This window comes from Candidatus Pseudothioglobus singularis PS1, assembly GCF_001281385.1.
GTDB classification, from domain to species: domain Bacteria; phylum Pseudomonadota; class Gammaproteobacteria; order PS1; family Pseudothioglobaceae; genus Pseudothioglobus; species Pseudothioglobus singularis.
The window spans coordinates 90,036-116,229 of sequence record NZ_CP006911.1; the positions used below are offsets into that span (position 1 = coordinate 90,036).

Consider the following 26,194-nt stretch of genomic DNA (forward strand, 5'->3'; position numbering starts at 1 on the left):
CATTGTCCACGTTTGATTATATTATCATTGGTGCAGGTTCTGCTGGATGCGTATTAGCCAATCGTCTGAGTGAGAACCCTGAAAATACTGTTTGTCTTATTGAGGGCGGTGGCAGTGACAAGAGTCCATGGGTCAAAATCCCAGCCGGTCTTTCCATGGCCATTGACCATAAAAAACTTGATTATAACTATAAGACCACTCCCCAAAAACATTTGAATGACCGATTAATAAAGGTCAATCGAGGTAGGTGTCTTGGAGGATCGAGCTCCATTAATGGCATGATCTATATCCGTGGCAATAAGAATGATTATGACAATTGGGAGAGACTAGGATGCAAGGGCTGGTCTTATAATGATGTTTTGCCAATCTTTAAAAAACTTGAGAACGATCAAACAGGGGGAGACCCTACTTACCATTCGATGGATGGAGAGTGGCCAGTTGTTATTCAACAAGAGATCAATAAAACGGCCCAACGCTTTATCCATTCGGGAAATCATATAGGACTTGCATATAACACAGACTTTAATGGTGCCTCTCAGTTAGGTCTGGGTGATTACAAGGTTACTCAGGATAAAGGCACTCGAGTGAACTCGTATAGAGCCTTTATTAAGCCTATTGTTTCGAGGACCAATCTAACCATAATGACTCACGCCAGAGCCCAATCAATTGAGATTGAAGGTGATACTGCTAAATCTTTGAAGATTCAAGTGAATGGTGTTGATAAAGAATTACATTGCAATAAAGAGATTGTGCTGTCTGCTGGTGCCATTGAGTCACCAAGGATACTTTTATCCTCAGGGATAGGGAATAAGAAGGAGCTTGAAGCCGAAGGGATTAGATGTCAACACAATGTTCCAGGAGTTGGTGAGAATCTTCAAGATCACCTCGACACTATGGTCACAGTTCGATCAAAAAAAGCAGAGTCAATTGGGATTTCTTGGAGGTCTCTGTTGCCAAAAGTCATTACCTCTCCATTCAATTTTCTTCTGAGGAGGATGGGCTGGTGGACGAGTAATTATGTTGAAGTTGGAGGTTTTGCAAACACAAAACTTGGCCAACCTGATTATCCCGACGTTCAGTTTCACTTCACGCCTATATACCGGAGTCATCGAGGCAGAAAGTTTGAGTTTGGGCATGGATACTCACTCTTTACATGTTTATTAAGACCCCACAGTAGAGGATCATTAAAAATTAAGAAGGATGGAGACATGCACAAAGCGCTGATTGACCACAATTTTTTATCTGATACCAGGGATGAGGTAACCATTGTTGAGGCAATTAAAAAAGCGAGAGAGGTTTTATCATCTGAAGAGTTTGACGAGGTTCGAGGAGAGGAGATGGCTCCAGGAAAATCTATCCAATCTGATGAGGATCTATTGGCATATATTCGTAAGACTGCAGTTACCGTCTATCATCCTGTAGGGACCTGCAAAATGGGTACTGACGATCTATCAGTCGTTTCACCAGGTGATTTAAAAGTAAAAGGTATGAGTAACCTTAGAGTGATTGACGCCTCAGTCATGCCAAGCATTGTTAGTGGTAATACCTCTGCCCCAACGATGATGATTGCTGAGCGAGGAGCTAGAATGATATTAGAAAAGGAATAAATATGACTACAAATTTTCAAAACGAAAAAAACTTAATTCGTGATTATTACAAAGCACTAGATTCTGCGAATGGTAATGATATTACAAAAGTTTTACAAAACTATATTAGTGAGGATTATATTTGGAGAGGTTTCCATCCTTTTAATGAGATTTCGGATGCCAAGGAGGTTTCTGAAATTTTCTGGCAGCCATTTCGTCATGCATTTAAAAATATTCAAAGACGTATGGATATTTTCATTGCAGGAAAAAATCAAATTGACGGATTTGAATCTGTCTGGGTAATTTCTATGGGAAATCTTATGGGTCTATTTGATAATGAATGGCTTGGAATTCAGCCCTCGAGAAAAATGGCCTTCCTTCGTTACTGTGAGTTTAATAGAGTTGAAAATGGAAAAATTACTGAAACTGCAATGTTTTTTGATATTCCACATGTCATGCTGCAGGTTGGATTAAACCCCTTTCCACCTCAAACAGGTGCCCATCTTGTTCAGCCAGGACCGATGACTCATGAGGGTTTGTTGTACGAAGAGCAAAATATGGAAGAAGGTGAAAAGACACTAGCTTCAATAAACTTTATGATTGAAGATATTAAAGGTTGGAAGCACACAGGAAAAATATCATTAGTTGATGAGCTTAGAGCTAGCTGGAACGAAAATATGATTTGGTGGGGTCCTGCTGGTATTGGCTCAAGTTATACAATTGAAAGGTATGCTGAGCAGCACTCTGGTCCATTTAGGGCTAGTTTTAAGGATCGAATCTCTAATGGCCATCTTTGTAAACTTGCGGAAGGAAATTTTGGAGGTTTTTTTGGATGGCCTAACCTTACTCTAACTCCTACAGGTGGTTTTATGGGAATGCCTGCTTCGGAAAAACCTGGAGATATGAGGGTCATAGATATGTATCGTCGTGAAGGAGATAAACTCTCTGAAAATTGGATTTTCATTGATCTCTTGCATTTTTGGAATCAACAGGGTGTTGATATTTTAGATCGAATCAAAAAGACTCCAAGAACTTAAAAACTTATCAGTGAGCTGAACACAGCTCACTATTTTTACTTAATTTTTTTAACTTGAGTTTGATACTTTTTTAAATTAACATCAGTTATATTGAAGCAAATTTAAATCTCAAAATATGAGAAGAGGTCGAAGTAAAAGCGTTAGAGAGGTTACTAACTTTCAGCAGGCTCCCTATGGCCAAAAAAAGAACCCCTTTCAGCCGATGTCTATTTTTTCTGAGGATGAGATAGAAGCAATCCATCAGGCATCATTAAAGGTATTGTGTGATACTGGAATGGATATCCAGTCACCGCGCGCTGTCGAAATTCTCAAGAGAGAAGGCGCAATGATTGGTAGTGATGGCCGGCGCGTTAGGTTTGATCCTGACTTTGTGATGGAAAAAATTTCTACAACCCCTAGCGAATTTACTCTTCATGGAAGACACAAAGGCAGACACGTTCATGTTGGTGGCCAATCAGTCATCAATACTCTAGTATCGAGTGCTCCCAATGTCTCCGATCTGGATAGAGGCCGGATCTTAGGTAACTTTGAAGATTATTCAAACTTAATTAAGCTCGGAGAGATATTGAATACGGTTCATGCATTAGGAGGATACCCCGTTGAGCCTTGTGATTTAGATGTTAGTGAGCGTCATTTGCATGCAGTATCAGCAGCAGCTCGTTTATCTACAAAGCCATTATTTGGATACGCTATCGGCAGCGAGAGAATGTTAGATGCCATCGAAATTGTTAGAATTGGAAGAGGTATTGACAGAGAAACGCTTTTAAAAGAGCCATCAATTACGACAGTCGTCAATGCGAATTCTCCATTGGTTTACGACAAGGCACTCTTGGAGGGAGCCATTGAAATGGCCGAACATAATCAGCCTGTTATCTATACCCCCTTCACTTTAGCAGGGGCTATGGCCCCAATTACTGTTGCAGGAGCACTCGTTCAGCAAAATGCAGAGTCACTTGCTGGCCTTGCTTTTCATCAATGTGTCAACCCAGGAGCTCCAGCGATCTATGGCAGCTTCACATCAAACGTGGATATGAAGTCCGGCTCCCCCGCATTTGGCACACCTGAATATACTAAGGCGACAATAGCAAGTGGCCAACTCGCCAGAAAATATAAAATCCCTCTTCGCGCCTCAAATGCAAACGCCTCCAATGCGCCCGATGAGCAATCCGTTTATGAATCTCAGATGTCTTTGTGGGCATGCATGCTTGGACAAGTTAATTTTATTTTGCATGGGCACGGATGGATAGAGGGTGGGCTCTGTGCGTCATATGAGAAGGTCATCTTAGATGCAGAGATGAATCAAATGATGGAGGCATTTCTTATGCCATCGCTGGTTAATAATGACACTCTTGGGGTTGAGGCTATTGCGGAAGTTGGCCCTGCCTCTCATTTTTTTGCAGCCCAGCAAACCCTAGATCGTTATGAAACTGAGCACTATAATCCAATGCTATCAGACTGGCGTAACTTTGAATCATGGAGAGATGCAGGATCCGAAACGGCTTCCCAAAGGGCTAATAAAATATGGAAGCAGCTTCTAGACGATTATAAAGAGCCTAAGCTTGCTCCTGAGGTCGAGGAGGAGCTTTCAGGATTTGTAGATAGAAGAGTTTCTGAAGGCGGGGCAGCGCCACTGTAAGTGCTAAATTTTTTCAATATTTTTTAACTTGAGTTTCATTCTTTTTTGAATTAACATTTAAAGTTTATTAATGGATTTATTATGAAAGATCAGGCAAGAGTGGTTGTAATTGGAGGCGGCGTTGTTGGTTGCTCAATCCTTTTTCACCTTGCAAAAATGGGATGGAAGGATGTTGTCTTACTTGAAAGAAATGAGTTAACTTCTGGCTCTAGTTGGCATGCAGCAGGACAAATTCATACGATTAGTTCTGATCCAAATATTTCCAGACTTCAAGATTACACAATTAACCTTTATAAAGAGATTGAGGAGACCTCAGGACACTCTGTAGGAATGCATAGCACTGGAGGATATTATTTGGCCTCTAACCAGAGCTGGCATGACTATCTTAAAAGGGAAAGATCCAAGGCAAGGTCAATGGGTCTTGATCAAGAGTTTGTTTCTTTAGATGAGGTTGTTGAAAAGCATCCTCTTATTAATCCTGAAAATTATGTTGCAGCTTTATGGGACCCACTTGATGGTGATATAGATCCGTCAGGTGTGACTTATGCTTATGCAAAATCAGCACGAGTTCATGGAGCTGAGTTTTATACGCATACACCTGTTATTGAAACGAATCAAAGACCTGATGGCTCTTGGGATGTGGTGACTGAGAAAGGAAATATTCATGCTGAACATATTGTCAATGCTGGAGGGCTATGGGCCCGAGAATTGGGACGCATGTCTGGTATCCATTTACCAGTTGTACCCATGGAGCACCATTACTTAATTACCGAAGAGATCGATAAGATTACTTCACTTCCAGAGGGTCAGAGATTGCCTGCATGTATTGATTATGAAGCAAATATCTATTTCAGACAAGAGCGCTCAGGCCTTCTACTAGGAACCTATGAGCCTCAGTCAACGCCCTGGTCTTTAGATGGGACTCCGCAAACGTTTGGACATGATTTGCTCGAGCCAGATTTAGACCGAATCGCCGATCGATTGGCTTTGGCTTTTGAGCGTATCCCATCACTTCAGAATGCTGGCATCAAGGACACAATAAATGGACCATTCGTTTTTTCTCCAGATGGCAATCCCATGATTGGTCCAGTCCCTGGAATGAAGAATTACTGGACAGCAGTTGGCGTCATGGCTGGATTTTGTCAGGCTGGTGGGGTAGGAAAGACCCTAGCAGAATGGATGATTGAAGGAGAGCCATCGATTGATGTTTGGGCGATGGATATTGCACGTTTTGGAGATTTTGCGACTCCTGAATGGGGGGTTATTAAGTCATCTGAAAATTATGAACGACGTTTTGTGATGACCTTTCCTAACGAAACGCTGCCTAAAGGAAGGCGTCAGAAAACAACATCAATCTATGACCGTCTAACCCAGAAAGGTGCAGTATGGCAAGATTCTTTTGGTCTTGAAAACGTGCTCTGGTTTGCCAACTCCCCGGAGGATGCTTACGAAGAGCCAACATTTCACAGGTCAAGATCTCATGAGTACGTAGCTAAGGAAGTCGAAGCTGTGAGGGCGTCTGTTGGTGCAAGTGAAGTCGCTAATTTTGCTAATCACAAGTTCACTGGCAAGGGCGCTAAAGCATTTTTAAAAAAGGTGCTTGCAGGCCGGATTCCAAGGCCTGGAAGAGTGAATCTGACACCTATGCTTTTGGAGAGCGGTAAGCTCAATGGAGACCTGACTGTGTCCTGCATTGACGATGAAACTTACTACTTGTTTGGCTCCAGTGTTGCACAAAATATGCACCTTCGCTGGTTTGAGATGCATCTTGAGGGTCTTCAAGACGTTGTCTATCAGAACATGACAGATGATTTTCATGGTATTGCGATATCGGGTCCAAACTCTCGAGAATTGTTATCAAGGCTTACTCGGGAAGATGTCAGTTCAGAGGCATTTAAATTCAGAGATATAAAAGATACGTTCATAGGTGGTGTGCCAGCCCTCTGCGTTAGGATTTCATTTACTGGAGAGCTTGGCTATGAGATTTATGTGGCTCCTCAGTACCAACTGAAACTCTTTGAGGCTATAGAAGAGGCAGGGGCAGATCTTAATCTCAAGTGGTTTGGAGGCAGAGCCTTGATGTCTATGAGGCTTGAGAAAAGTTGGGGAGCATGGACCATGGACTTCAGGCCAGACTTTACAATAATGGAGTCAGGTCTTGATTTCTTCGTGGACTGGGACAAGGACTTTATAGGAAAAAAAGCAGCATTAATTGAGAAAAAGAATGGACCAAGCAAAAAGCTTTCAGTAATACATATCGATACTGAAACTGATGTCAGTGGTGACGAGGCAGTGATGCATAATGGGGAGTGTGTTTCCTATATTACTTCAGGGGGCTATGGACATTCGGTTAAAAAATCACTTGCGATGACCTATCTTCCAGTTGAATTAATTGACTCCAATGCAAAACTTGAAGTAGAGATATTGGGAGAGTTCAAAGAGGCATCCATTGTCATGGAGCCCCTTTATGATCCGTCTGGATCTAAAATGAGATGACCATTGAGGATTATTAAATGAGTTTTACATCAGCTAAAAGACACCATGCAAAAATAGGCTCTCACCTAAAAGGTGAAGAGGATATCTATAGTCTAAATAAACATGCATTAGGCCCCGGAGAGCTTGCTGAGTCTGAATGGCTAGAGGCTGGTTTGGCAAACCCAGATATGACAAAAATTAGGGAATATCGACTCAAAAGAGTTCGAGAAAAACTCGTTGAATTTGACTGTGCCGGTATTCTTCTCTACGATCCATTAAATATTCGTTACGCAACAGACAGTACAAATATGTCTTTGTGGACCTCCCATAACGCTGCTCGTTACGCGCTTGTAATGACGGATGGTCCTGTCATTATTTTTGAGTTTGATGCCCATGATTTTCTATCAAACCACAATCCTTTAATTACTGAAGTCAGACATGCAGTCACCTATTTATACTTTACGGCTGGAGACAAGAGTAAAGAGAGAGCCAAGATATGGGCGTCTGAAATTGTTGATATAGTTAGAGAATACGGTAAAGGAAACAAAAAACTAGCGCTTGATCATTGTGCGCCAGAGGGAATTCATGAACTTCAGTCAAATGGACTTGAGCTTGCTAATGGTGAAGAGGTTATGGAGCTCGCAAGGCTTATTAAGTCTGATGATGAGATGAAGGCGATGAGGCGATCTATCTTTTCATGTGAAAAATCAATGGAGCTGATGCGCAATCACTTTAAGCCAGGCATAACTGAGCAAGAGCTCTGGAGTCGCTTCCAAATGGAGGCCGTTTCCAGGGGAGCAGAGTGGATTGAAACGAGACTACTTGCCTCAGGTCCCAGAGCAAATCCATGGTATCAGGAGTGCTCATCACGACCCATACTAAGCGGTGAGTTAATGGGTTTTGATACGGACCTGGTTGGCTCTTATGGATACTGTACTGATATGTCTAGGACATGGTTGTGCGGCGATGAGAAGGCGACTGATGAACAAAAAGAAATCTACACCATGGGCTATGAACAAATTCAAAATAATATGAAGTTGTTAAAACCAGGCGTAACCTTTAAAGAGTTAACACTTAATGCTAAGGAGTACTCGAAGCAGGAGTTTCGACATTACTCGGTCCTTTTCCACGGCGTAGGTTTGTGTGATGAGTTCCCTGCTATACCTTTTAGCTGGGAGCTAAATGAGAATAGTTTTGATGGGGTTCTTCAACCGGGGATGGTGCTGTGCGTAGAAACCTATGTCGGTAGATTTAGTGGAGGGCCTGGCGTTAAACTCGAAGAACAAGTATTAGTGACTGAAGGTGGCCATGAATTGTTAACAAATTATCCATTTGAAACGGAATTGTTAATCTAGACTATAAAAAGATTAATTTCTACATAGAGTCCTTATGAAAATAACTAAAGAATTAATTTCTAGTGCTGAAGGTCAGAATATTTATCTTGTTAGTATTACAAATGATAATAATTTCAGTGTTACATTTTCAAATTTCGGCGGCTATATCCATCAAGTTTTAATCCCTTATGAAAATAATCCAGAATTAACTGAGGATGTAATTCTTGGCTATGAAGATCCTTTGGGTTGCATAACGGATAGAAGCTTTTTCAATGTAATTACTGGAAGAGTCTGCAATCGAATGAAGGATGCTGAATTTACACTTAACAATAAAAAATATAAATTAAATAATAACAATGGAAATAATCATCTTCATGGAGGAAGCACTGGCTTTAATAAGAGGCTTTGGACGATAGATTCAATTGATGAGAATAAAGACGAAGTCATCGTATCAATGTCCTATCTATCTTCACATCTAGAAGAAAAATATCCTGGTAATTTATCCTGTACTACTCAATATAAGTTCAATAGCAAGAACGAATTTTCAATTTGTTATTCAGCAACGACAGATGAAGACACTATTGTCAACATTACAAATCATAACTATTGGAACTTTCATGGTCACAATGATTATTATGGAAAAATTCTTGATCATAGTGCTCAGATTTATGGAAATCAGGTTTGCGAGGTAGATTCTGATTTGATACCGAATGGCAATCTCTTAAATGTTGCTAATACCAAATATGATTTCATAGAAAGCAACCCTATTTCGAAAGAGCTCATAGATCAAGGCGGTATTGATATTAACTATGTTGTAAATAACGAAAAAGAAATGAAGCCAGTGGCAAGAGTGTGGAGTAATCTAACAGGGATGGGAGTTCAGTACTCTAGTGACCAGCCTGGACTTCAGTTTTATACGGGTGGCAACATGCATCCGGAGTACCAAGGGAAGAATCATAGAACTTATGGAAAAAATTATGGTCTTTGTATGGAAACTCAATTTTTTCCTGATGCAATCAATCAGGATAATTTTGAGAGCCCAATTTTAAAAGTGGGCGAAACCTACACTTCAAATACTATAATTAAACTTTCAAATAATTATTAGAAGCATGAGCATAATCCCAAAAACAATGAGCGCAGTTTTGACAACTGGCCATGGTGGTTATGAGGTGCTTGAGTACCGAAATGACATTGAAGTCCCCATCCCTAATTCAGATCAAGTTTTGATTAAGGTTTTAGGGGCAGGTATCAATAATACCGATATTAACACCCGAACTGCTTGGTATTCAAAGTCAGTCAAAGGCGAAACCAATGCTAGTAATTCCCAAGGGGAAGATGGCGATGGAAGTTGGTCTGGTGAGCCTTTAGAATTTCCAATCATACAGGGCGCAGACTGCTATGGAGAAATCGTTGCTGTTGGAGATAATATTGATGCTGGTCGAATTGGTGAGCGAGTATTAGTTAGAACAATGCAGCAGTATGCAGTAGATTATAGGCCCTATGAGTGCTGGACAATGGGCTCAGAGTGCGATGGGGCTTTTGCTCAGTATATGGTCGCTTTTAGTGATGAAAGTTTCAAGATTGAAAGTAATTGGTCGAACGCAGAACTGGCATCCATTCCCTGTGCATACTCGACAGCAGAAAACCTACTGGAACGTTCAGGTGTTAAACAGGGTGAAATTGTTCTTATAACTGGAGCTTCTGGAGGTGTTGGATCAGCTGCTATTCAGCTAGCTAAGAGACGAGGTGCTAGCGTTGTTGCAATTTCAAGTAAATCAAAGTTAGATTTAGTTAAAGAGATTGGTGCAAATACAGTTGTTAATAGAGAGGATAAATTAACAGACTCTATAGAAAATGAGAGTATTGATGTGGTAATTGATCTGGTTGCAGGGGAGCGCTGGGGAGACTTGCTGGATGTATTAAAAAAAGGTGGGAGGTATGCAGCAGCTGGAGCTATCGCAGGACCACTTGTTGAACTTGATGTTAGAACACTTTACCTAAAAGACTTGGTTTTAATAGGATGTACTTTTCAAGATCGAAAAGTTTTTGAAAATTTAATTGGATATATTGAAAGAAACGAAATAACTCCTCTCGTTTCGAAGACCTATCCTTTAAAAGATATTATTACTGCTCAAAAAGACTTTGTATCAAAGAAGTATGTGGGTAAGTTGGTTCTTTTGCCCAAATAAAGTTTAACCAAATTTATTTTTTCTAATTCCTTGAATAGTTAGGAATTCTTAGTATGCAAATATATCGTATTTCTTGACAGGCCAAGCTGACGAGCCGTTAAAGCAACATTGTAATTACAGTTTTGAAAGGTTGTTCTGATTTCAAGACAGAGACTCTCAAAAAAGTAATTTAAAGCTTGGCATACGCTCTGAGTATATCAATGTAGTGAATAAGAAATCAGAAAATACAGTTGAAGCTAATATAAATTTAGTTGAAGATTTTGGTAACTATAAGCTCATTTCTGCAACTAATGATAATATTCAAATTAAAGTAAAAGTAAAGAGAGAAAGCATCATTCCTGAAGATAAAATTTTGCTAGAAATTCCATCAAAGCACTGCTGTATTTATAATAATGAAGAGCTAGTAGAATAAGTTATTTTTCTTTCCCTGCCATCAGTTCTTTCCAGCGCATATAGCTATTAACACCAAACCACATGAATGGTTTCGGCATCAGTTTTTTAGGTACTTCCTCGTCAACAAAGTCTGGCACTAGGCTATTGATAGTTCCAGTAATTTTTTCAGCCGTAATGATACCAATCGCAGTTCCTTTGGCAGTTCCAAGGCCATTTTGACAGCACGCAGAGTAGACGCCTTCATCAACCTCTCCCTGAGCAAAGACGTTGTTAAGACTCAGACAAAGACGACCTCCCCATGAGTAATCCATAGATACTTTATCAAGCATTGGAAAGCGAGCTTTAAATGATTCATTATGACTATTTGCAGCAGAATTCATAAATGAATCTGAGGCTTCCATGCTTGGATTATAAGACCATCTGTTTCGAACCAGAATCCTATTGCCACCCATTCCAGAAATGCGCCTTACTGAAGAGCCCATAGCGTCAGCTGAAGTTAATCCCCAATCTTGAGTGCCGCCCAGCATATTAGACTCTTCAGAAGTTAACTCTCTTGATAGGGATGAGTAGGTAAAAATAGTCATTAGCCTATTCTGAAAGTATCCAAATTTTTCAACCAATCCGTTGACTGCTAATATAACTTTTGGACTTGATATTGATCCAAGACTAGTTTTAGCCTTCCATACTTTTTGTCCATCATGCATTCCTTCCTCTTCAAGAGAAATGACCGGAGAGTTTTCATAAATCGTTGTATTGGGACTCTTAGAGACACCATCTGCTAGTGACTGGATGTAAAGGGCAGGTTGTAGCATCGCTGTACCTGGAGTCCATAGGCCATTTAGGTAGTAATCTATTCCGGTCAGGTCTTTCATTTCTTTAGCATCAAGCATCTTATAGCTTTCACTAGTCTTGTCTAGGTGCTTTGCATACTCTGTATTGAAATTCACTCCTTTTGGGGTTGCTGCTGCATTCGTTTTGCCAACAAGTTGTATCGCTTCAGCTGGCATTTCATATTCTTTTGAAGCACTCTTGGCAAATTCAATTGCAGAGCGATTAATCAGGGTTTGTTCACGATCTTTATCGAGGCTTCCTACGTAATCATCTGAAGCTAAGTTGTGAGGAAGATCAATCATAAAGCCTGAGTTTCTTCCTGCGGGGCCTTCACCAATTTCACAGGCTTCAAGTACAGCAATTTTTGCTTTATTATCGATTTGAATTAAACGCCTAGCCGCAGAGAGGCCCGCAAAGCCTCCGCCAATAATCAAGTAGTCTGCGTTGAGATGATCTGAAAGCTTTGGATTAACCTTCCGCTCAGGAAGGATTTCTTTCCAGCCTGTATCACCAGGATTTTTGGGTAGCTTGATCTGATTCATTTATTTTAATCTACTGACTCTTCTGGAGCCCGATCTGAGAGATCAATCCATATTGTCTTGAGCTCTGTATATTGGTCATGGGCATGAATGGAGTTATCCCTTCCGCCAAAACCTGAATGCTTGTACCCACCAAATGGCGTACTCATATCTCCTTCACCATAACAATTAACAGTCACTGTGCCCGCCTTAATGGCTCGTGCAGCTCGGATTGCTTTCTTTCCATTTGAGGTAAAGACGCTGGCAGCTAATCCATATTCTGTATTGTTTGCAACAGCAATCGCCTCATCAAATGACTTCACGGTAATTACGGAGAGGATTGGACCAAAAATTTCCTCTTGTGCTATTTTGGAGTCAGGATCAACCTGGTCAACAATAGTAGGAAGAACATAGTTTGGTTTTTCAGTTGTTCCGCCAACTAAAATGTTGTCTTGCTTGAGGTAGCTACAAACCTTTTTAAAGTGTTCATCATCCACTAAAGAGCCAAGATAATTTGATGGATCAAGGGGATCACCCGTCTTCCAATCTCTGAGGTGTGCAAGAATCTTTTCAAGTAAAGCCTCTTTAATATTTTCTTGAACAATGAGCCTTGAGTTTGCTGAACAGTTCTCTCCCATGTTCCAAAAAGAGGCGTTCACAATATGCTCTGCAACTAGGTCTAAATCTTCAGCATCATCCAAAACAATTGCTGGATTTTTACCGCCACACTCAAGCACAATCTTTTTAAGATTTGAGTCTGCTGAATAGCGCAGAAAACGTCTACCGGTCTCTGTTGATCCAGTAAATGAAACCATATCGATATCAGCATGAAGGCCAATCGGCTCACCAACATCTGGCCCCATCCCTGGTATGACATTGAGGACGCCTCTTGGGAGTCCTGCATCGATGGCCAATTCGGCCAGTCTAAGCGCGGTTAAGCTGGTTTGTTCTGCGGGTTTAACAATCACAGAGTTCCCTGTAGCAAGTGCGGGCGCTATTTTCCAGGCCATCATGAGAAGCGGAAAGTTCCATGGCAGAACGCAGCCAACAACGCCAACCGGTTCACGAACGATAACGGATAAGGCATCTTCTCCTGCTGGCGCAGTTTGATCATAAACCTTGTCAATGGCTTCTGCATGCCAAAGTAAACATTCAATCGTTTCTGGAAGGTCAATCGTTGCACAATCACGAACTGGTTTACCTGAGTCAACACTCTCCATAACGGCCAGCTCATTAAGATTTCTTTGTATCAGTTTAGAGAATTTAATGAGCACCTTTTTTCTCTCACTTGGATGAAGTTTTGACCAGTGACCTTGATCAAATGCCTCCCTTGCTTTTATAACAGCGTGGTCTACATCATCTGCATTACATGCAGCAACTTTGGCAATAACATTTCCAGTTGCAGGGTTTATAGTTTCAAATGTTTTTCCTGATTTTGAAGATTGGAATTGTCCATTAATGAACGCATTGGTTGGAAAGCTAAGTGAATTTGCAATTGCACTATATTCCTCATGGGTTAGAAGATTTGACATTTAACTCCCCTCCTGTTTGATTTGATTGACAGTTTGATTCATGACTCGTATGACTTGCTCTAATTGGCGCTTATCGTCTTTATTCAATTTTTGAAGTGGTTTTCTTGGAGGTCCTACTGGAAGTCCTCTCATAATTGATCCGTGCTTGATACATTGGATAAATTTTCCACCTTGCTCAAGAACTCTCATCAACGGCATCATTGCTGACATGATTCGCCTCCCTTTATCGAAGTCTCCCTCAACTCTACAAGCCTCGTATAGAGCAACATGAGCTTCAGGAGCGAAATTAGATCCAGCACAGACCCAACCACTGGCTCCCCAAGCAAAGAACTCTAAGGCTTGATCATCCATTCCGCAGCAAAGCTGGATATGAGGATAATCTCTTGCTAATAGGTGAAGTCTATTTATATCTCCACTGCTTTCTTTGATGGCGCAAAAGTTTGATGACCTACCCACCCTGTCAAGATATTCCTCACCCATCTTAGAGCCCATCCTTCCAGGATAGTTGTAGAGCATAATTGGAAGATCAGCTGCTCGGTCAATTGCTAGTGCATGAAGCGCATTTTCTCTCTCTGTAGGGAGCGCATAGGGAGGTGTTGCTATTAATATTCCGTCTGCTCCAATTTTGGCTGCCTCCTCTGCAAAGAAAACTGACTCTTCAGTTCGAATGGCACCAGTACCAACAATGCAGGGAACTCTATTATTAATGATATCCTTACTTATCTTCATTACCTGAAGGCGCTCTTTAGTATCCTGAGTATAGTACTCGCCAGTTGTTCCAGCAACGACAATCCCATGAACACCACTGTTAATGAGATCCTCAATCATAGGCTCGATGGCGTCAAAGTTTATTGCATGATTGTCATCATACGGTGTAAGTACTGGCGTATAAATTCCTTCAAACTTCATATGTTCTCCTAGAGGTTTGGCAAGCTAATTTTTGCCATCCTTCCCCCATCAATAGTATATACCTGTCCAGTTACAAAACTTGATTCTGAAGATGCAAGCCATGAAACTAATGAGGCAACTTCTTCTGTTTTACCTGTTCTATTAAGTGGGTGGATACTACCAATATTTTTTCTAAAATGGTCTGAATCAGGCATTGAGTTTATAAAGTCCTCATTTAGCTCTGTATCTATCCATCCTGGAGCGACAGCATTACACCTTACCCCATCCTTTCCATGATCGACTGCGATGGAGCGTGTTAGTCCATGAAGCCCAGCCTTGCTAGAACAATATGCCGCATGATTTGGATTAGCTCCTATCCCCTCAATTGAGCCGATATTAACAATACAGCCTTCAGATTCAATCAAAAAAGGCATAGCAAATTTACTCAATAAGAAAGGGGCAGTGAGATTAACCGATATTGTTTGATTCCAATCCTCAAGTGAAGTGTCCATCAACGAAGATTCTTTCATGATGCCAGCATTATTAACTAATACGTCAATGCGACCATACTTTTTGACAATGACATCAATACTTTTAGAGCAGTCTTGTTCTTTGCTTAGATCAAACTTAAAAGAGTCAAATAAGTTTGATTGTCCTCTTTGAATGGCGCAAACGGTTGCTCCCTCTTCATGAAGACGCTCAGCGCAAGCAAGTCCAATGCCTTGAGTGGCTCCAGTAACAACAACAATTTTATTAGTAAACCGCTTTTCCACCATTAATCTCCACTAGTGATCCACAAATATAACGCGCCTCATCTGAACTTAAAAAAGACACCACATTAGCAATCTCCTCTGGCTCAGCTATATGACCTATCGGGACAGATTGATTCAATTCTTCAATAGCATCATCTGGATTTAAACCTCTTATTTCAAAACCTGTTCTGAGCATTGGTGTATTAACTTCGTTAGGACATACTGCATTGATTCGAATATTTTGATGAGCATGATCTCTGCCTAGGCACTTCGTCATTGCTGCTAATGCTGCCTTGGTAGTGCAGTAGATCAGATGATTTGGTCCTGGATTAATGCCCCAACAGGATGATACGTTGACAATGGATCCACCTCCAGCTTCTGCCATCAAGGGGATCGCAGCTCTAATGAGTCTAAACGGCGCTTCAACATTGATCTTCATTGATAGATCATAATCCTCATCAGAGGTCTGTGTGATGTCACCACGACGCATAAGACCAGCATTGTTGATGAGAATATCAATGCTTCCAAGTTTTTTTTGAACCTCATTTGCAAGACGATCACAATAATTTTGATCCAACAGGTCTCCAGGAAATGCCATTGCCTTTCCATTGCCGTGATTGATTTCATGAACAAGTTTGTTAGCCTGTTCTTCGTCCTTATCAGCAATGGCTAGAGTTAAACCTTGCCGTGAATATTTATTTACTATGGACTTTCCAATACCACCAGTGGCACCAGTCACAAGAACAACATTTGATTTATCTTTGACCATAGTTTAATGCTCCTGATTAAGTGCTTCCATTTTGGGAATTGTAGTTTCCCTTTTAGCGATGTAATCCAAGAGTTCTTCATCTTTAGCTTGATCCAGCTTAGGCTCTTGATAATCTTCAAGTAGTTTTTTTGCCCCTTCAAGTCCTCTTTGAATTGTATCTTTACTTCCATCAGCCTGCCATTGCTCAACAGAATTATTGTCAAATAGTTTAGGCATAAAAAAGGCCCTCTGAAAATTTTCCATGGTGTGTTGATGGCCAAGGTAATGACCACCAGGACCCACATCTCTAATGGCAGCCAGCCCCTCTTCAAAATCATCCCATCTCACTCCTTCAGCCATTCTATAGCCCATTTCGCATTGCTCAGCATCAACCACAAATTTTGCCATTGAGCAATGCATTCCAGCCTCATTCCATCCCGCAGAATGCCATATATAGTTAGCGCCAGATAACAGGACAGCCATCATTGTTGATGCACTTTCATAGCCTGATTGTGCATCAAAAACTTTTGATCCACCAAGCGTATTAGAGCTTCTCCAAGGGACTTTATAGTGTCTTGCCATTTGTCCAATCATAAAATTCATGAGAGAAATTTCAGGCGTTCCAGCCATAGGTGCCCCAGATTGCATTGATACCGTAGCTAAGTAATGGCCATAAATTGCTGGCGCTCCTTTGCGTATGACTTGAGTATAGGCGAGAGCAGATAGAGCTTCTGCATTGACCTGAGCTACCGTTGGTGCAACACTTGCGGGAGTGTTGGCGCCACCAAGAACGAAAGGAGAGCAGAGAACAGGTTGATTGTGTGCTGAAAAAACCCTTAAAGCTGAGAGCATGGTTTGATCCCAAACTAGTGGGGAGTTTCCATTAATGTTGCCGGTGACTACTGGGTGCGTATCAATGAATTTTTCACCAAAGAGAATCTTACACATCTCAATTACATCCTCAGCATTCTTACCACTACTGGTCATACCCATAAAGGTCTTATCGGAGTGCTTCATTGATGAATAAGTTATCCTCAAATGTCTATGAGAAATTGCATGATCCATGGGTTCTACGATGTGATGGGCACTCGAATGAATGGCAGGGAGCATATGAGACAGCTTATGAAAGTTAGCAAGATCATCCAGGGTAGGCATGCGCCTTTTATTTTCAAGATCAGTCAGAAACGGAGCACCTGTCATTGGAACAAAAATAGAGTTATTTCCACCAATTTCAAGTGACTTCTCTGGATCTCGGGCATGCATTGTGATGCTCTCTGGAATTGATTTGATGAGTTCTCGAATTAGACCTCTATCAAAGCGCACCCTCTCCCCCTCTACACTGGCTCCAGCTTCCTTCCAGTGTTCTAGTGCAATAGGATCATGAAATTCTACGCCAACTTCCTCCAGAATAGACAGCGAAGCGTCATCCATTTTCTCAATCTGCTCTTCATTCATTGGCTCTGTAAGAGGGATATTTCGACGTAAAGTCGGCAGCATTTCAATTTTGACTTTTAGGCGGTCACTTCTTCGAGCCGCTCTTCCAAGTCTTTCAGTAGAATTGGGCATATTAACTTCTTTCTATTTAATGAAAGTATCCTAGATTAATTAATTACTTAATGCAACATTTTTTTTCATGGAAACTTGAAAAATACTATATTTAGATATGTGCTTATATTCTTGATAAATCAATAATAAAGAGTAAAATTTAAATTTTTGAAAAATCAAATAAAATCATGTCTAATCTTTCTAACAACTACATTGCGGGCGACTGGGTAAAAGGCGCAAGTTCAATTTCTAATATCAATCCATCGAATACAAACGATGTTATTGGAGAATTTGCTCAAGCCAGTAACTCACAATTAGAGGATGCTCTCAATTCGGCTCAGGTTGCCCAAAGACAATGGGCTGCAACAGGCCTTGAGCAGCGTCAAGCTGTATTGATGAAGATTGGTGAAGAGATGATGGCGCGAAGCGCTGAACTTGGGGAGCTGCTATCCAGAGAGGAAGGTAAGCCAGTTGCTGAAGGCAAAGGAGAAGTATATAGGGCAGGTCAATTTTTTACTTACTATGCAGCAGAGGTCCTAAGGCAGGGTGGTGATACTGCGGATTCAGTCAGACCTAATATTGAAATTGATGTTCGCAGAGAGCCAATGGGAACAGTCGCAATCATCTCGCCATGGAACTTTCCAACAGCAACAGCGAGCTGGAAAATTGCTCCAGCACTAGCATTTGGTAATGCTGTTATTTGGAAGCCTGCGAACTTAACACCAGCAAGTGCAGTAGCATTAACTGAAATCATTTCCAAGCAAGATATTCCAAAGGGTTTGTTTAATTTAGTAATGGGCTCAGGTTCATCAATTGGACAGTCGTTGGCTGAAAGTCCAAAAGTGCATGCAATCAGTTTTACTGGATCTTATGATGTGGGTCGTCAGATTGCAGGCGCAGCCGCTAAAAATTTAACAAAGTTTCAGTTAGAGTTAGGCTCTAAAAACCCACTTGTGGTAATGGATGATGCTGATATGGATGTCGCTGTTGCGGCTGCTACTGGAGGTGCTTTTGGTAGTACTGGTCAAAAATGTACCGCGTCTTCTAGACTAGTTGTTCATGCCTCCATTCATGATGAGTTTGTAGAACGCATGAGCCAATCCACTTCAGCTCTTAAGGTCGGTGACGCGCTTCAAGAAGGCACTCAAATTGGTCCAGCCGCAAGTCAACAGCAACTTGATTCCAACCTCAAATATATGGCTTTAGCAAAAGAAGAGGGCTGTGAAGTGGTCTGTGGAGGTAACAAGCTTGAGCTTGATAATCCTGGTTTTTATATGCAGCCAGCATTATTAATTGGGGGAAACAACTCTATGAGAGTTAATCGTGAGGAGCTTTTTGCACCGATGGCTTGCGTCATCAAAGTTGCAGATTATGAAGAGGCATTATCGGTTGCAAATGACACAGAATTTGGACTTGTTTCAGGAATTATTACTCAGTCTCTCTCAAGAGCAAGTCACTTTAGAAGGAATGCAGAAAGTGGCTGCGTTATGGTGAACTTACCGACAGCAGGTACGGACTATCATGTCCCATTTGGAGGTAGAAAAAATTCAAGCTTTGGCCCTAGAGAGCAAGGAACTTATGCCAAAGAGCTTTATACTCAAGTTAAGACTTCTTATATTTCTAGCGGAAATCCATAATGGCGCACCCTTCACTATTTATTGATGCACTTCAATACAATAATTGGAGTGAGGAGATATTTAAGCAAATTAACCAAGGCGGTTTGAGTGCTGTTCACGTTACAATTTGTTATCACGAAGACTTTCAGGAGATGGTCCAAAATGTTATTGACTGGAACCGTCGTTTTGAGGACTACTCAAATTTAATTTTTCTTGGCCGAACTGCAGCTGATGTCAGAAAGGCTCAAAAAGAAGGAAGAACAGCAATCTTTTTTGGCTATCAAAACTGCTCCCCTATCGAAGATAATATTGGCCTCGTTGAAGTATGTCATCAACTAGGTGCAAGGTTTATGCAGTTAACCTATAACAATCAAAGTCTTTTAGGAACTGGCTGTTATGAAGAAAACGACCCAGGAATTACGAGAATGGGTAAACAGGTTATTAAAGAAATGAATAGGGTTGGACTAGTGGTCGATATGAGTCATTCCTCAGAGAAATCTACCCTAGAAGCTATAGAAATATCAGAGCGTCCTATTGCAATCACGCATGCAAATCCAACGTTCTGGCATCCTGCGCTGAGAAATAAGTCAAACGAAGTTCTAAAGGCGCTTGGAGAAAGTAATAGTATGCTTGGTTTTTCTGTCTACCCACACCACCTTAAGGATGGTTCAGACTGCACATTAGAAAGTTTTTGTAATATGATTGCCGATACTGCAGAAATTATGGGGATGAATAATATCGGTATTGGAACTGACCTATGTCAAAATCAACCTGATAGCGTTGTAGAGTGGATGCGAAATGGCACATGGACTAATGATCGTGACTTCGGTGAAGGTTCGGCCAGTTTTGCAGGATTTCCAGATCAGCCCGAGTGGTTTCGAGATAATCGTGATTTTGTAAACATTTCAAATGGTTTAAAGTCCATAGGTTTTTCTGAAAATGACGTTGAATTGGTCATGGGTAAAAACTGGTTAAATTTTTTCGACGCATCTTTTGAATCTTTATAATATTTATTATGTCTAGCGAAACTGTATTAATAGAGAATGAATCTGATTTTATGAGATCACCTGAAACGGTTATGCGTCTCGATAGAATGGGCTCATCTTTTCCTACCCGGTTGAGCTTTATGCGAACTTTGATTAGGCGAATGTCACGGGAGAATTGGAAATTTGAGAGAACGCGCCGTGAAGTTGATAAGGATGGATATGGCTTAAGCGTTTATTCGGTTACTACTCCAAATAGAACCTACTCATTGGTTGGTTTTACACAAGAAATACCAGCTGACATGAGAACGGATAGAGTTATCGCAGAAGTTTGGGATGCAACCTTTAACCTTTTTGATGGTGTGCCAACACAAGAGGATATAGATTATTTGGCACAAAATACACCTAAGCAAGAAGGCGGTCGTTACAGACCAAGCGAACTTGCTTTGGCAAGGGCCAATAAAAGCTTAAGAGTATTTAAAAATGCTGTTGATTCATTATCAAAAGGTCAACAACCAGATCTAGATTTATTAACTTCTGTAGGTTATTTAATGAGAACTTCAGCAGTTTATGGAAGCGGTAAGTTTGGGTGTGCAGATAGAGCTAAAATTGCTGATCGAGAAGAATGCAAAGCACCATTTCAAATAGAGTTACTCACTGTTTACTTAATACGTTGGTTTACGATTGACTCAGTTGAAGAGCTTGCAAAAGAAAAGGGTGGAAAAAAAGCTGTTAAATTTGATCAGACTACTCGTCAATTCATTGGAGTTGGAAATGCAACGGGTTTGGGTATGGCTCCATTTTTACTTAAGCACCCAGCATTAATTCATAACTGGGTTGTCGCAAAAGAAACAGCATTGGCAAGAGTCAGGTCCATTGAAACTCCAATTGTTGGAACTCTTGAGGTTTTCTTAAAGTCACTTCTTCAGGTTAGCCAGCATGTCGATGAATGGAATGTTGCAGATGAAGTTCAGTCTGCAAGAATTTCTCGTTTAACAGATGAAATTCAAGCTCTGAGAATGTGGTGTGAAAATGAATCAAATATATATAGACCATATCCATGGAATGGAATCTATCAGTATGTCGAGGATAACTTTTCTTTGGAATGCCAAGAAATGATTGTCTCCTTAATTATTGAGCCACATGGAACACTTGTTGATGACCTTGCAGATACAATGTCTTCAACTGTAATCCCTAAATTTCAGGCTGATATGACTTTATCTCACTTGAAAGAAGTTGTTGCTGATGCATATAAGTGGGCGACAACTATTGACTTCTCATTAGAAGAATCCCAGCACCATTTTTGGTACTATTCTGAAGATAAATTAGAGCCCAGATTCGGTTCTAAAGGAGTCGATGATGGGGTTGATCAAGAAATGCCACTAGCTATTGGGCGCGATGTTCATGATTTGAATGAGGTATTGCAAGGCATTGACGATGATATGTCTATTGGAGAATTTGCAATGATGCACCCTCAGTTTAGGCATATTATTCGAAGGGTTCAAAATACTTTTGAAAGGCCTTACTCAGAAGTTCAAGATAATTTACTAAGTGAATCTATGAGGCCTCTTGATTTATTACGATTCAAATTAGCATTCTTTGGAGCGTCAAAGTTTGATCCAAAGTCAGATTTATGGACTCGAATTTCAATGTACCAAGGAGCACCAATGCCCGACCAGTTGTCGGAGCCAAACCATGATTGTTGGTCATTTCCTATAGCTGGAAAACCACAGTCTTATCCGTGTATAAATTGCACATGTCGAAAAACGGTTTAACGATTTCCTTAAACGAAGTTCTTTTTTATTTTACTCGTGCTGGGTTTGGTGTTAATGCATCCATCGGAGTTTCAGAAGACTTTGCCAGAAGCAATATTTGGATTGCACAAAATGGTTTTGATCCCTCAGAGTGCAGCCTTCTGGCACTTGATAATTTAGATAGCCAAACCAGTAGCCTCTCTATTCAGTTCGAAAAGACCAGCGATGGAAGTCACCTTTTTTGCCCTGAAGACAAAGTTTTGTCAGCAATTGAGGCTTCTGTAAGCTGCGTAGATTGGCTCGAGTTTAATGGCCTTGATGGAGACTTAAAATTAACTAATGTAGACTCCCCATTATTAGTTGTTTCTGCCCTTGGTGCAAACCAATGCACTGGTATTCAAGCGTCATGGACAGACAAAAGCAATAATCATTATGAGGTTAATCTAAAAGATGATATTGAGTGGGAAATTATTAGCTCATCAGAGGCTCCCATTGAGCTTAGCAACTATGCTGATATTCACATTTCTGCTTTTGATGTTAATAATAAAACTTCAATAAGTAATGGCAAACTAAAGACACTTAATATTGCTGAAGAAAGGCTGAAAACGCTTAATAATGGCGTTAATGTGGGTGATAAGTGGCCTGAAATCTATGAATATTTCTCTCGTTGCTTAGTGAAATCTAGCGCTGAATCGAGAGCTTCAGGTGCGGGCGCTGGTTTAGTAGATACAGATTAATTTAGCACTCAATAAAACTGACCGCTAAGCCACCAAGTGAGGTCTCTTTATACTTAGTTGACATATCTAGTCCAGTTCTCTTCATAGCGGCGATGCATTGATCTAGAGATATTAAGTGTTCTCCACTCTCTCTGAGTGAGAGTGAACTTGCAGTATATGCTTTAACGGCTCCGAAGCCGTTTCTCTCAATACATGGAACTTGAACTAGGCCTTTAACCGGGTCACAAGTCATTCCAATGTGATGCTCAAGAGCCATCTCTGCAGCATTTTCGATTTGTTCACTTGTTCCACCCCTTGCTGCACATAGCCCTGCAGCTGCCATTGAAGATGCAGAGCCAACCTCTCCTTGACATCCAACTTCCGCGCCAGAGATTGAGCTGTTATGTTTAATTAATCCACCAATTGCAGCAGCTGACAAAAGAAATTGTCGAATTTGTTCTTGTGAAGCAGCCTTATGTTTATAGTAGTAGTAGAGTGTTGCTGGTACAACACCTGCTGCACCATTGGTAGGCGCTGTAACGACCATATGTCCAGCAGCATTTTCTTCATTAACCGCCATAGCGTATGCGCATAGCCAATCACTAGAGCCTGCATTCTCCTTATCATTTTCGAGACTTTCGTTCAATTGTTTTGCTCGTCTTTTAGTGTTCAATCCACCTGGTAAAATACCTTCAGTAGTTAGGCCTTTTTCAACACAAGTTTTCATTGCATTCCAAATTTTGTCTAGCTCTAAATTGAGTATTTCCTCAGGAAGATTTTCTAATTCGTTTGCTAGCTTCATCTCCCAGATCGTCTTTTTATTCTTCTTTGACATGTCCAGCATTTGGTCTGAGTTGTCAAATGGATATGGGTAGGCTGAACTTGGTTCAGCGGCTATTGGGGCCTCGACGCTATCGATTTCTGCTAAGGTAGATATAAAGCCACCACCAATCGAAAAGAAGGTGCTAGATAATAATAATCCACCAGAGTCATCTAATAGTTCAAAAACAAGACCATTTGGATGCTGTTTGAGCGAGTTTCGAGTATCAAAAATAATATCTTCTTCCGAAAAGAAAGATGCTGAAATATCATCACTTATATTGATAGTTTTTGAGTTCCAGGTTCTATCATGAACCTCATCCATATTTTCATTAATTATTGTGTTAGGTAAATACCCATGAAGACCTAAAGTTACAGCTTTATCCGTGGCATGACCAACTCCAGTGTAGGCCAAGGAGTCTTTTAAAGTGCACCTGACATGATAGTTTTTTGTATCTGAATTTGAATCAATATAATGACGTATATCTTGCAGAAAAGCGCTAGCCGCAACCATAGGTCCCATAGTATGAGAACTGGACGGCCCAATACCAACTTTAAATAAGTCTAAAACACTGATAAACATGGTAATTTTGAAGATTATAAAACTGACATTCTACATTATGAAAGTAATTCTAGCTATTAAAAAATTCACTAAAAGTTGAATTGACTAATTAATTATAATATCCCTACCAATCCATAATTTTATTCATAAATAAGCTATGCCAAAGAACGAGCACTTTGATCGACTCTACGAACTCCTTGAAAAGGTTCATGACGGTCATGAGAGCCCCAGTAAGACTGAAGATATACCAAAAGTATCAGATCAACTAGCTGCTTATATTTTATGGCTTGATGTCGATCCATTAATCCCAGAGCGAACTTACAGTATTCTTCTTGATACTCAAAGCACAACTGTTCAGGTAACTGACCTTAGCTTCAAAATCGATGCTAAGACACATAGTCAACTTGCAGCCAAAAAGCTCTTTCAAAATGAGTATGGTTACTGTAAATTGTCCTTAGGTCAGAAAGTATCTTTTGATGCCTACAGTGAAAGTCAAATAAAAGGCTCTTTTGAAATTTTTGATTCATTAAATAATTCTATAGTTGGTATCGGTTTAATTGATTTTGCACTCAGGCGTGCTCAAAATATTAGCTGGCATGAAACAAATATTAACCAAGAAGTTCGCTCCATTAATAAAAAACAAAAGCCATGTGTGCTTTGGTTTACTGGGCTTTCCGGTTCTGGAAAATCAACCATAGCCGATGATCTTGAGAAAAAACTATATGAGCTTGGAAAGCATACTATGCTGCTTGATGGTGACAATGTTCGTCATGGGCTTAATAGAGATTTAGGATTTACAGATCAAGACAGGGTTGAAAATATAAGGAGAATTGCTGAGGTTTCAAAGCTGATGGTTTCTTCAGGATTGATTACCATAGTTTCTTTTATCTCCCCTTTCCGAGCTGAACGTGTAATGGCTCGGAATTTATTTAATGATGGAGAGTTCATTGAGGTTTATATAGATACCCCTATTGAGGTTTGTGAAGCCAGGGACTCTAAAGGGCTTTATAAGAAAGCAAGGGCTGGAAAATTAAAAAACTTCACCGGAATTGACTCTGATTATGAGGAGCCTGAGATGTCAGAAATTGTCCTTCAGAACAGTGATGCAAAAATAGATGATCTTGTGAATCAAATTTTAGATTATTTAAGCGCACACTCAAAGATATAATGACCAAAATTTACTTCATCTTCATTACAAATTTTCATTTATAACAATGTCAATATTATTAGCTTCTACTGATTTCTGGGAGGACATGGAGGTTTGGCGTAGTGGCCTTGAAGAGGCGATGCCAGAGATGGATATTAACGTATATCCTGATGAAAAAGATGTTAATGATGTAGAGTATGCAGTAGTCTGGAAGCATCCTAGGGGTATTCTTAAAAAATATCCAAATTTAAAAGCAATTCTATCTTTAGGTGCTGGAGTAGACCACGTGATTAGCGATCCTGATTTGCCTTTAGGTCTCCCCATAGTCCGTTTAGTTGATAAAAAGTTAACGCATGAAATGATCCTTCACTCGCTGCACTGGGTATTACATTTTCATAGTGATCAGTACCTCTATAGAATTCAGCAACAAAGCAGCGAATGGATTCAGCAAAGCTCAATTCAATCTGAAGATCGTACAATTGGAATCATGGGGTTAGGAAATATTGGTAAGGCTATTGGTAATTCGCTGGTTAACTTAGATTTTAAAGTTATTGGTTGGGGTGCTCGCCCTAAGGAGTCACTCGGGAGCATAGAATACTATTGTGGCCATGAACAGCTTGCAGATTTTCTGAGTCAAACTCATATCCTGATAAATGTCTTACCACTAACTGACAATACTAAAAATATACTAACAAAAAATGAACTTACGTTTTTGCCTCAGGGTTCCTTTATTATAAATATTGGCAGAGGCGGCATAATTAATGAGAATGATCTCATCAATTTTCTGGACAGTGGGCATATTAAAGCAGCAGCTTTAGATGTTTTTGAACAGGAGCCTCTTCCAGAAAATAATTCACTTTGGATACACCCTTCAGTTTATATAACCCCTCACATTGCGGGTCAAAGCAATCCTCTCTCAGCAGCTAAAACTATTGCAGAAAATATCCGTCTAATTCAAAATGGTGAAGCTCCATATCCTATATATAGCCTTGATAGTGGGTATTAATTAAGTTTTATTTTTCTTAATCGAGATATAAAGAATTGTTTAGAAATCAATAGAAATCATGCACCAAGTGATAGACGAGTGTTATTTATGTGAATTCATGACCAATTGAATTCAACTAAAAAGACTA

22 protein-coding genes are annotated in these 26,194 nt (G+C 40.3%); 14 read left to right on the forward strand and 8 right to left on the reverse strand.

From position 1 onward, the window contains the following. Window positions 1–2: 2 nt before the first annotated feature. From W908_RS00455 to W908_RS00485, 7 genes are all read left to right on the forward strand, one after another. Window positions 3–1,607 (forward strand): GMC family oxidoreductase, encoded by a 1,605-nt coding sequence (locus W908_RS00455; protein WP_053819501.1) that lies wholly within the window; start codon window positions 3–5, stop codon window positions 1,605–1,607. 2 nt (window positions 1,608–1,609) lie between these two features. After that, window positions 1,610–2,623 (forward strand): ester cyclase, encoded by a 1,014-nt coding sequence (locus W908_RS00460; protein ID WP_053819502.1) that lies wholly within the window; start codon window positions 1,610–1,612, stop codon window positions 2,621–2,623. 115 nt (window positions 2,624–2,738) lie between these two features. Beyond that, on the forward strand, window positions 2,739–4,259 hold the full coding sequence (locus tag W908_RS00465) for a trimethylamine methyltransferase family protein (protein ID WP_053819503.1): 1,521 nt from the start codon (window positions 2,739–2,741) through the stop codon (window positions 4,257–4,259). 81 nt (window positions 4,260–4,340) lie between these two features. Continuing rightward, window positions 4,341–6,755 carry a GcvT family protein gene (locus W908_RS00470; protein WP_053819504.1) on the forward strand — a complete coding sequence of 805 codons (2,415 nt, stop codon included), beginning with the start codon at window positions 4,341–4,343 and terminating at the stop codon, window positions 6,753–6,755. Between the two features lie 17 nt (window positions 6,756–6,772). Continuing rightward, window positions 6,773–8,089 (forward strand): M24 family metallopeptidase, encoded by a 1,317-nt coding sequence (locus tag W908_RS00475; protein WP_053819505.1) that lies wholly within the window; start codon window positions 6,773–6,775, stop codon window positions 8,087–8,089. 34 nt (window positions 8,090–8,123) lie between these two features. Next, window positions 8,124–9,173 (forward strand): aldose epimerase family protein, encoded by a 1,050-nt coding sequence (locus W908_RS00480; protein ID WP_053819506.1) that lies wholly within the window; start codon window positions 8,124–8,126, stop codon window positions 9,171–9,173. Between the two features lie 25 nt (window positions 9,174–9,198). Further along, window positions 9,199–10,257 (forward strand): alcohol dehydrogenase family protein, encoded by a 1,059-nt coding sequence (locus W908_RS00485; RefSeq protein WP_053819507.1) that lies wholly within the window; start codon window positions 9,199–9,201, stop codon window positions 10,255–10,257. A gap of 38 nt (window positions 10,258–10,295) precedes the next feature. On the opposite strand, the gene W908_RS08955 is transcribed toward W908_RS00485, so the two are convergent. After that, entirely contained in the window at window positions 10,296–10,397 is a 102-nt protein-coding gene (locus W908_RS08955; RefSeq protein WP_144417914.1) for a helix-turn-helix domain-containing protein, read from the reverse strand. Between the two features lie 65 nt (window positions 10,398–10,462). Here W908_RS08955 and W908_RS00490 point away from each other — a divergent pair, with 65 nt between their 5' ends. Beyond that, window positions 10,463–10,669, forward strand: coding sequence for a hypothetical protein (locus W908_RS00490; protein WP_053819508.1), 207 nt, complete (start codon window positions 10,463–10,465; stop codon window positions 10,667–10,669). 1 nt (window position 10,670) lies between these two features. On the opposite strand, the gene W908_RS00495 is transcribed toward W908_RS00490, so the two are convergent. Genes W908_RS00495 through W908_RS00520 form a run of 6 tightly spaced genes read right to left on the reverse strand, consistent with a single transcriptional unit; the run spans window position 10,671 to window position 17,485 of the window. After that, complete coding sequence (locus W908_RS00495; protein WP_053819509.1) at window positions 10,671–12,023, reverse strand: NAD(P)/FAD-dependent oxidoreductase; 1,353 nt, start codon at window positions 12,021–12,023, stop codon at window positions 10,671–10,673. Between the two features lie 5 nt (window positions 12,024–12,028). Continuing rightward, entirely contained in the window at window positions 12,029–13,531 is a 1,503-nt protein-coding gene (locus W908_RS00500; RefSeq protein WP_053819510.1) for an aldehyde dehydrogenase, read from the reverse strand. Then, entirely contained in the window at window positions 13,532–14,440 is a 909-nt protein-coding gene (locus W908_RS00505) for a dihydrodipicolinate synthase family protein (protein WP_053819511.1), read from the reverse strand. Window positions 14,441–14,448: 8 nt separating this feature from the next. Next, complete coding sequence (locus W908_RS00510) at window positions 14,449–15,195, reverse strand: SDR family NAD(P)-dependent oxidoreductase (protein ID WP_053819512.1); 747 nt, start codon at window positions 15,193–15,195, stop codon at window positions 14,449–14,451. Further along, a complete protein-coding gene (locus tag W908_RS00515; RefSeq protein ID WP_053819513.1) occupies window positions 15,173–15,940 on the reverse strand; it encodes an SDR family NAD(P)-dependent oxidoreductase in 768 nt (255 codons plus the stop codon). Before W908_RS00515 ends, W908_RS00510 begins: the two co-directional genes overlap by 23 nt. Window positions 15,941–15,943: 3 nt before the next feature. Continuing rightward, a complete protein-coding gene (locus tag W908_RS00520) occupies window positions 15,944–17,485 on the reverse strand; it encodes a trimethylamine methyltransferase family protein (protein ID WP_053819514.1) in 1,542 nt (513 codons plus the stop codon). A gap of 167 nt (window positions 17,486–17,652) precedes the next feature. Here W908_RS00520 and W908_RS00525 point away from each other — a divergent pair, with 167 nt between their 5' ends. The 4 genes from W908_RS00525 to W908_RS00540 are packed head-to-tail and all read left to right on the forward strand — an operon-like array spanning window position 17,653 to window position 22,554. Further along, window positions 17,653–19,101, forward strand: a complete 1,449-nt coding sequence (locus W908_RS00525; protein WP_053819515.1) for an aldehyde dehydrogenase family protein — start codon at window positions 17,653–17,655, stop codon at window positions 19,099–19,101. Further along, a complete protein-coding gene (locus W908_RS00530) occupies window positions 19,101–20,087 on the forward strand; it encodes a membrane dipeptidase (RefSeq protein ID WP_053819516.1) in 987 nt (328 codons plus the stop codon). Before W908_RS00525 ends, W908_RS00530 begins: the two co-directional genes overlap by 1 nt. A gap of 8 nt (window positions 20,088–20,095) precedes the next feature. Beyond that, the gene (locus W908_RS00535) at window positions 20,096–21,838 is read left to right on the forward strand and encodes a hypothetical protein (protein WP_053819517.1); all 1,743 of its coding nucleotides are present in this window, start codon (window positions 20,096–20,098) and stop codon (window positions 21,836–21,838) included. Then, entirely contained in the window at window positions 21,820–22,554 is a 735-nt protein-coding gene (locus tag W908_RS00540) for a hypothetical protein (protein ID WP_053819518.1), read from the forward strand. Before W908_RS00535 ends, W908_RS00540 begins: the two co-directional genes overlap by 19 nt. 1 nt (window position 22,555) lies before the next feature. Here W908_RS00540 and W908_RS00545 read toward each other — a convergent pair whose 3' ends face one another. After that, on the reverse strand, window positions 22,556–23,935 hold the full coding sequence (locus tag W908_RS00545; protein ID WP_020028676.1) for an L-serine ammonia-lyase: 1,380 nt from the start codon (window positions 23,933–23,935) through the stop codon (window positions 22,556–22,558). A gap of 136 nt (window positions 23,936–24,071) precedes the next feature. On the opposite strand from W908_RS00545, the gene cysC reads away from it, so the two are divergent. Together cysC and W908_RS00555 are read left to right on the forward strand one after the other, a co-directional pair. Next, window positions 24,072–25,082: an adenylyl-sulfate kinase gene (gene cysC, locus W908_RS00550; RefSeq protein WP_053819519.1), complete on the forward strand. Its 1,011-nt coding sequence runs from the start codon at window positions 24,072–24,074 to the stop codon at window positions 25,080–25,082. 46 nt (window positions 25,083–25,128) lie between these two features. Next, entirely contained in the window at window positions 25,129–26,067 is a 939-nt protein-coding gene (locus W908_RS00555; RefSeq protein WP_236849152.1) for a 2-hydroxyacid dehydrogenase, read from the forward strand. Window positions 26,068–26,194 lie beyond the last annotated feature (127 nt).

What these genes read in the sequence shown, in the direction of transcription:
- W908_RS00460 (WP_053819502.1), top strand. Translation starts at nt 1,610, where the DNA reads ATGACTACAAATTTTCAAAACGAAAAAAACTTAATTCGTGATTATTAC.
- W908_RS00465 (WP_053819503.1), top strand. Translation starts at nt 2,739, where the DNA reads ATGAGAAGAGGTCGAAGTAAAAGCGTTAGAGAGGTTACTAACTTTCAG.
- W908_RS00470 (WP_053819504.1), top strand. Translation starts at nt 4,341, where the DNA reads ATGAAAGATCAGGCAAGAGTGGTTGTAATTGGAGGCGGCGTTGTTGGT.
- W908_RS00475 (WP_053819505.1), top strand. Translation starts at nt 6,773, where the DNA reads ATGAGTTTTACATCAGCTAAAAGACACCATGCAAAAATAGGCTCTCAC.
- W908_RS00480 (WP_053819506.1), top strand. Translation starts at nt 8,124, where the DNA reads ATGAAAATAACTAAAGAATTAATTTCTAGTGCTGAAGGTCAGAATATT.
- W908_RS00485 (WP_053819507.1), top strand. Translation starts at nt 9,199, where the DNA reads ATGAGCGCAGTTTTGACAACTGGCCATGGTGGTTATGAGGTGCTTGAG.
- W908_RS00495 (WP_053819509.1), bottom strand. Translation starts at nt 12,023, where the DNA reads ATGAATCAGATCAAGCTACCCAAAAATCCTGGTGATACAGGCTGGAAA.
- W908_RS00500 (WP_053819510.1), bottom strand. Translation starts at nt 13,531, where the DNA reads ATGTCAAATCTTCTAACCCATGAGGAATATAGTGCAATTGCAAATTCA.
- W908_RS00505 (WP_053819511.1), bottom strand. Translation starts at nt 14,440, where the DNA reads ATGAAGTTTGAAGGAATTTATACGCCAGTACTTACACCGTATGATGAC.
- W908_RS00510 (WP_053819512.1), bottom strand. Translation starts at nt 15,195, where the DNA reads ATGGTGGAAAAGCGGTTTACTAATAAAATTGTTGTTGTTACTGGAGCC.
- W908_RS00515 (WP_053819513.1), bottom strand. Translation starts at nt 15,940, where the DNA reads ATGGTCAAAGATAAATCAAATGTTGTTCTTGTGACTGGTGCCACTGGT.
- W908_RS00520 (WP_053819514.1), bottom strand. Translation starts at nt 17,485, where the DNA reads ATGCCCAATTCTACTGAAAGACTTGGAAGAGCGGCTCGAAGAAGTGAC.
- W908_RS00525 (WP_053819515.1), top strand. Translation starts at nt 17,653, where the DNA reads ATGTCTAATCTTTCTAACAACTACATTGCGGGCGACTGGGTAAAAGGC.
- W908_RS00530 (WP_053819516.1), top strand. Translation starts at nt 19,101, where the DNA reads ATGGCGCACCCTTCACTATTTATTGATGCACTTCAATACAATAATTGG.
- W908_RS00535 (WP_053819517.1), top strand. Translation starts at nt 20,096, where the DNA reads ATGTCTAGCGAAACTGTATTAATAGAGAATGAATCTGATTTTATGAGA.
- W908_RS00540 (WP_053819518.1), top strand. Translation starts at nt 21,820, where the DNA reads ATGTCGAAAAACGGTTTAACGATTTCCTTAAACGAAGTTCTTTTTTAT.
- W908_RS00545 (WP_020028676.1), bottom strand. Translation starts at nt 23,935, where the DNA reads ATGTTTATCAGTGTTTTAGACTTATTTAAAGTTGGTATTGGGCCGTCC.
- cysC (WP_053819519.1), top strand. Translation starts at nt 24,072, where the DNA reads ATGCCAAAGAACGAGCACTTTGATCGACTCTACGAACTCCTTGAAAAG.
- W908_RS00555 (WP_236849152.1), top strand. Translation starts at nt 25,129, where the DNA reads ATGTCAATATTATTAGCTTCTACTGATTTCTGGGAGGACATGGAGGTT.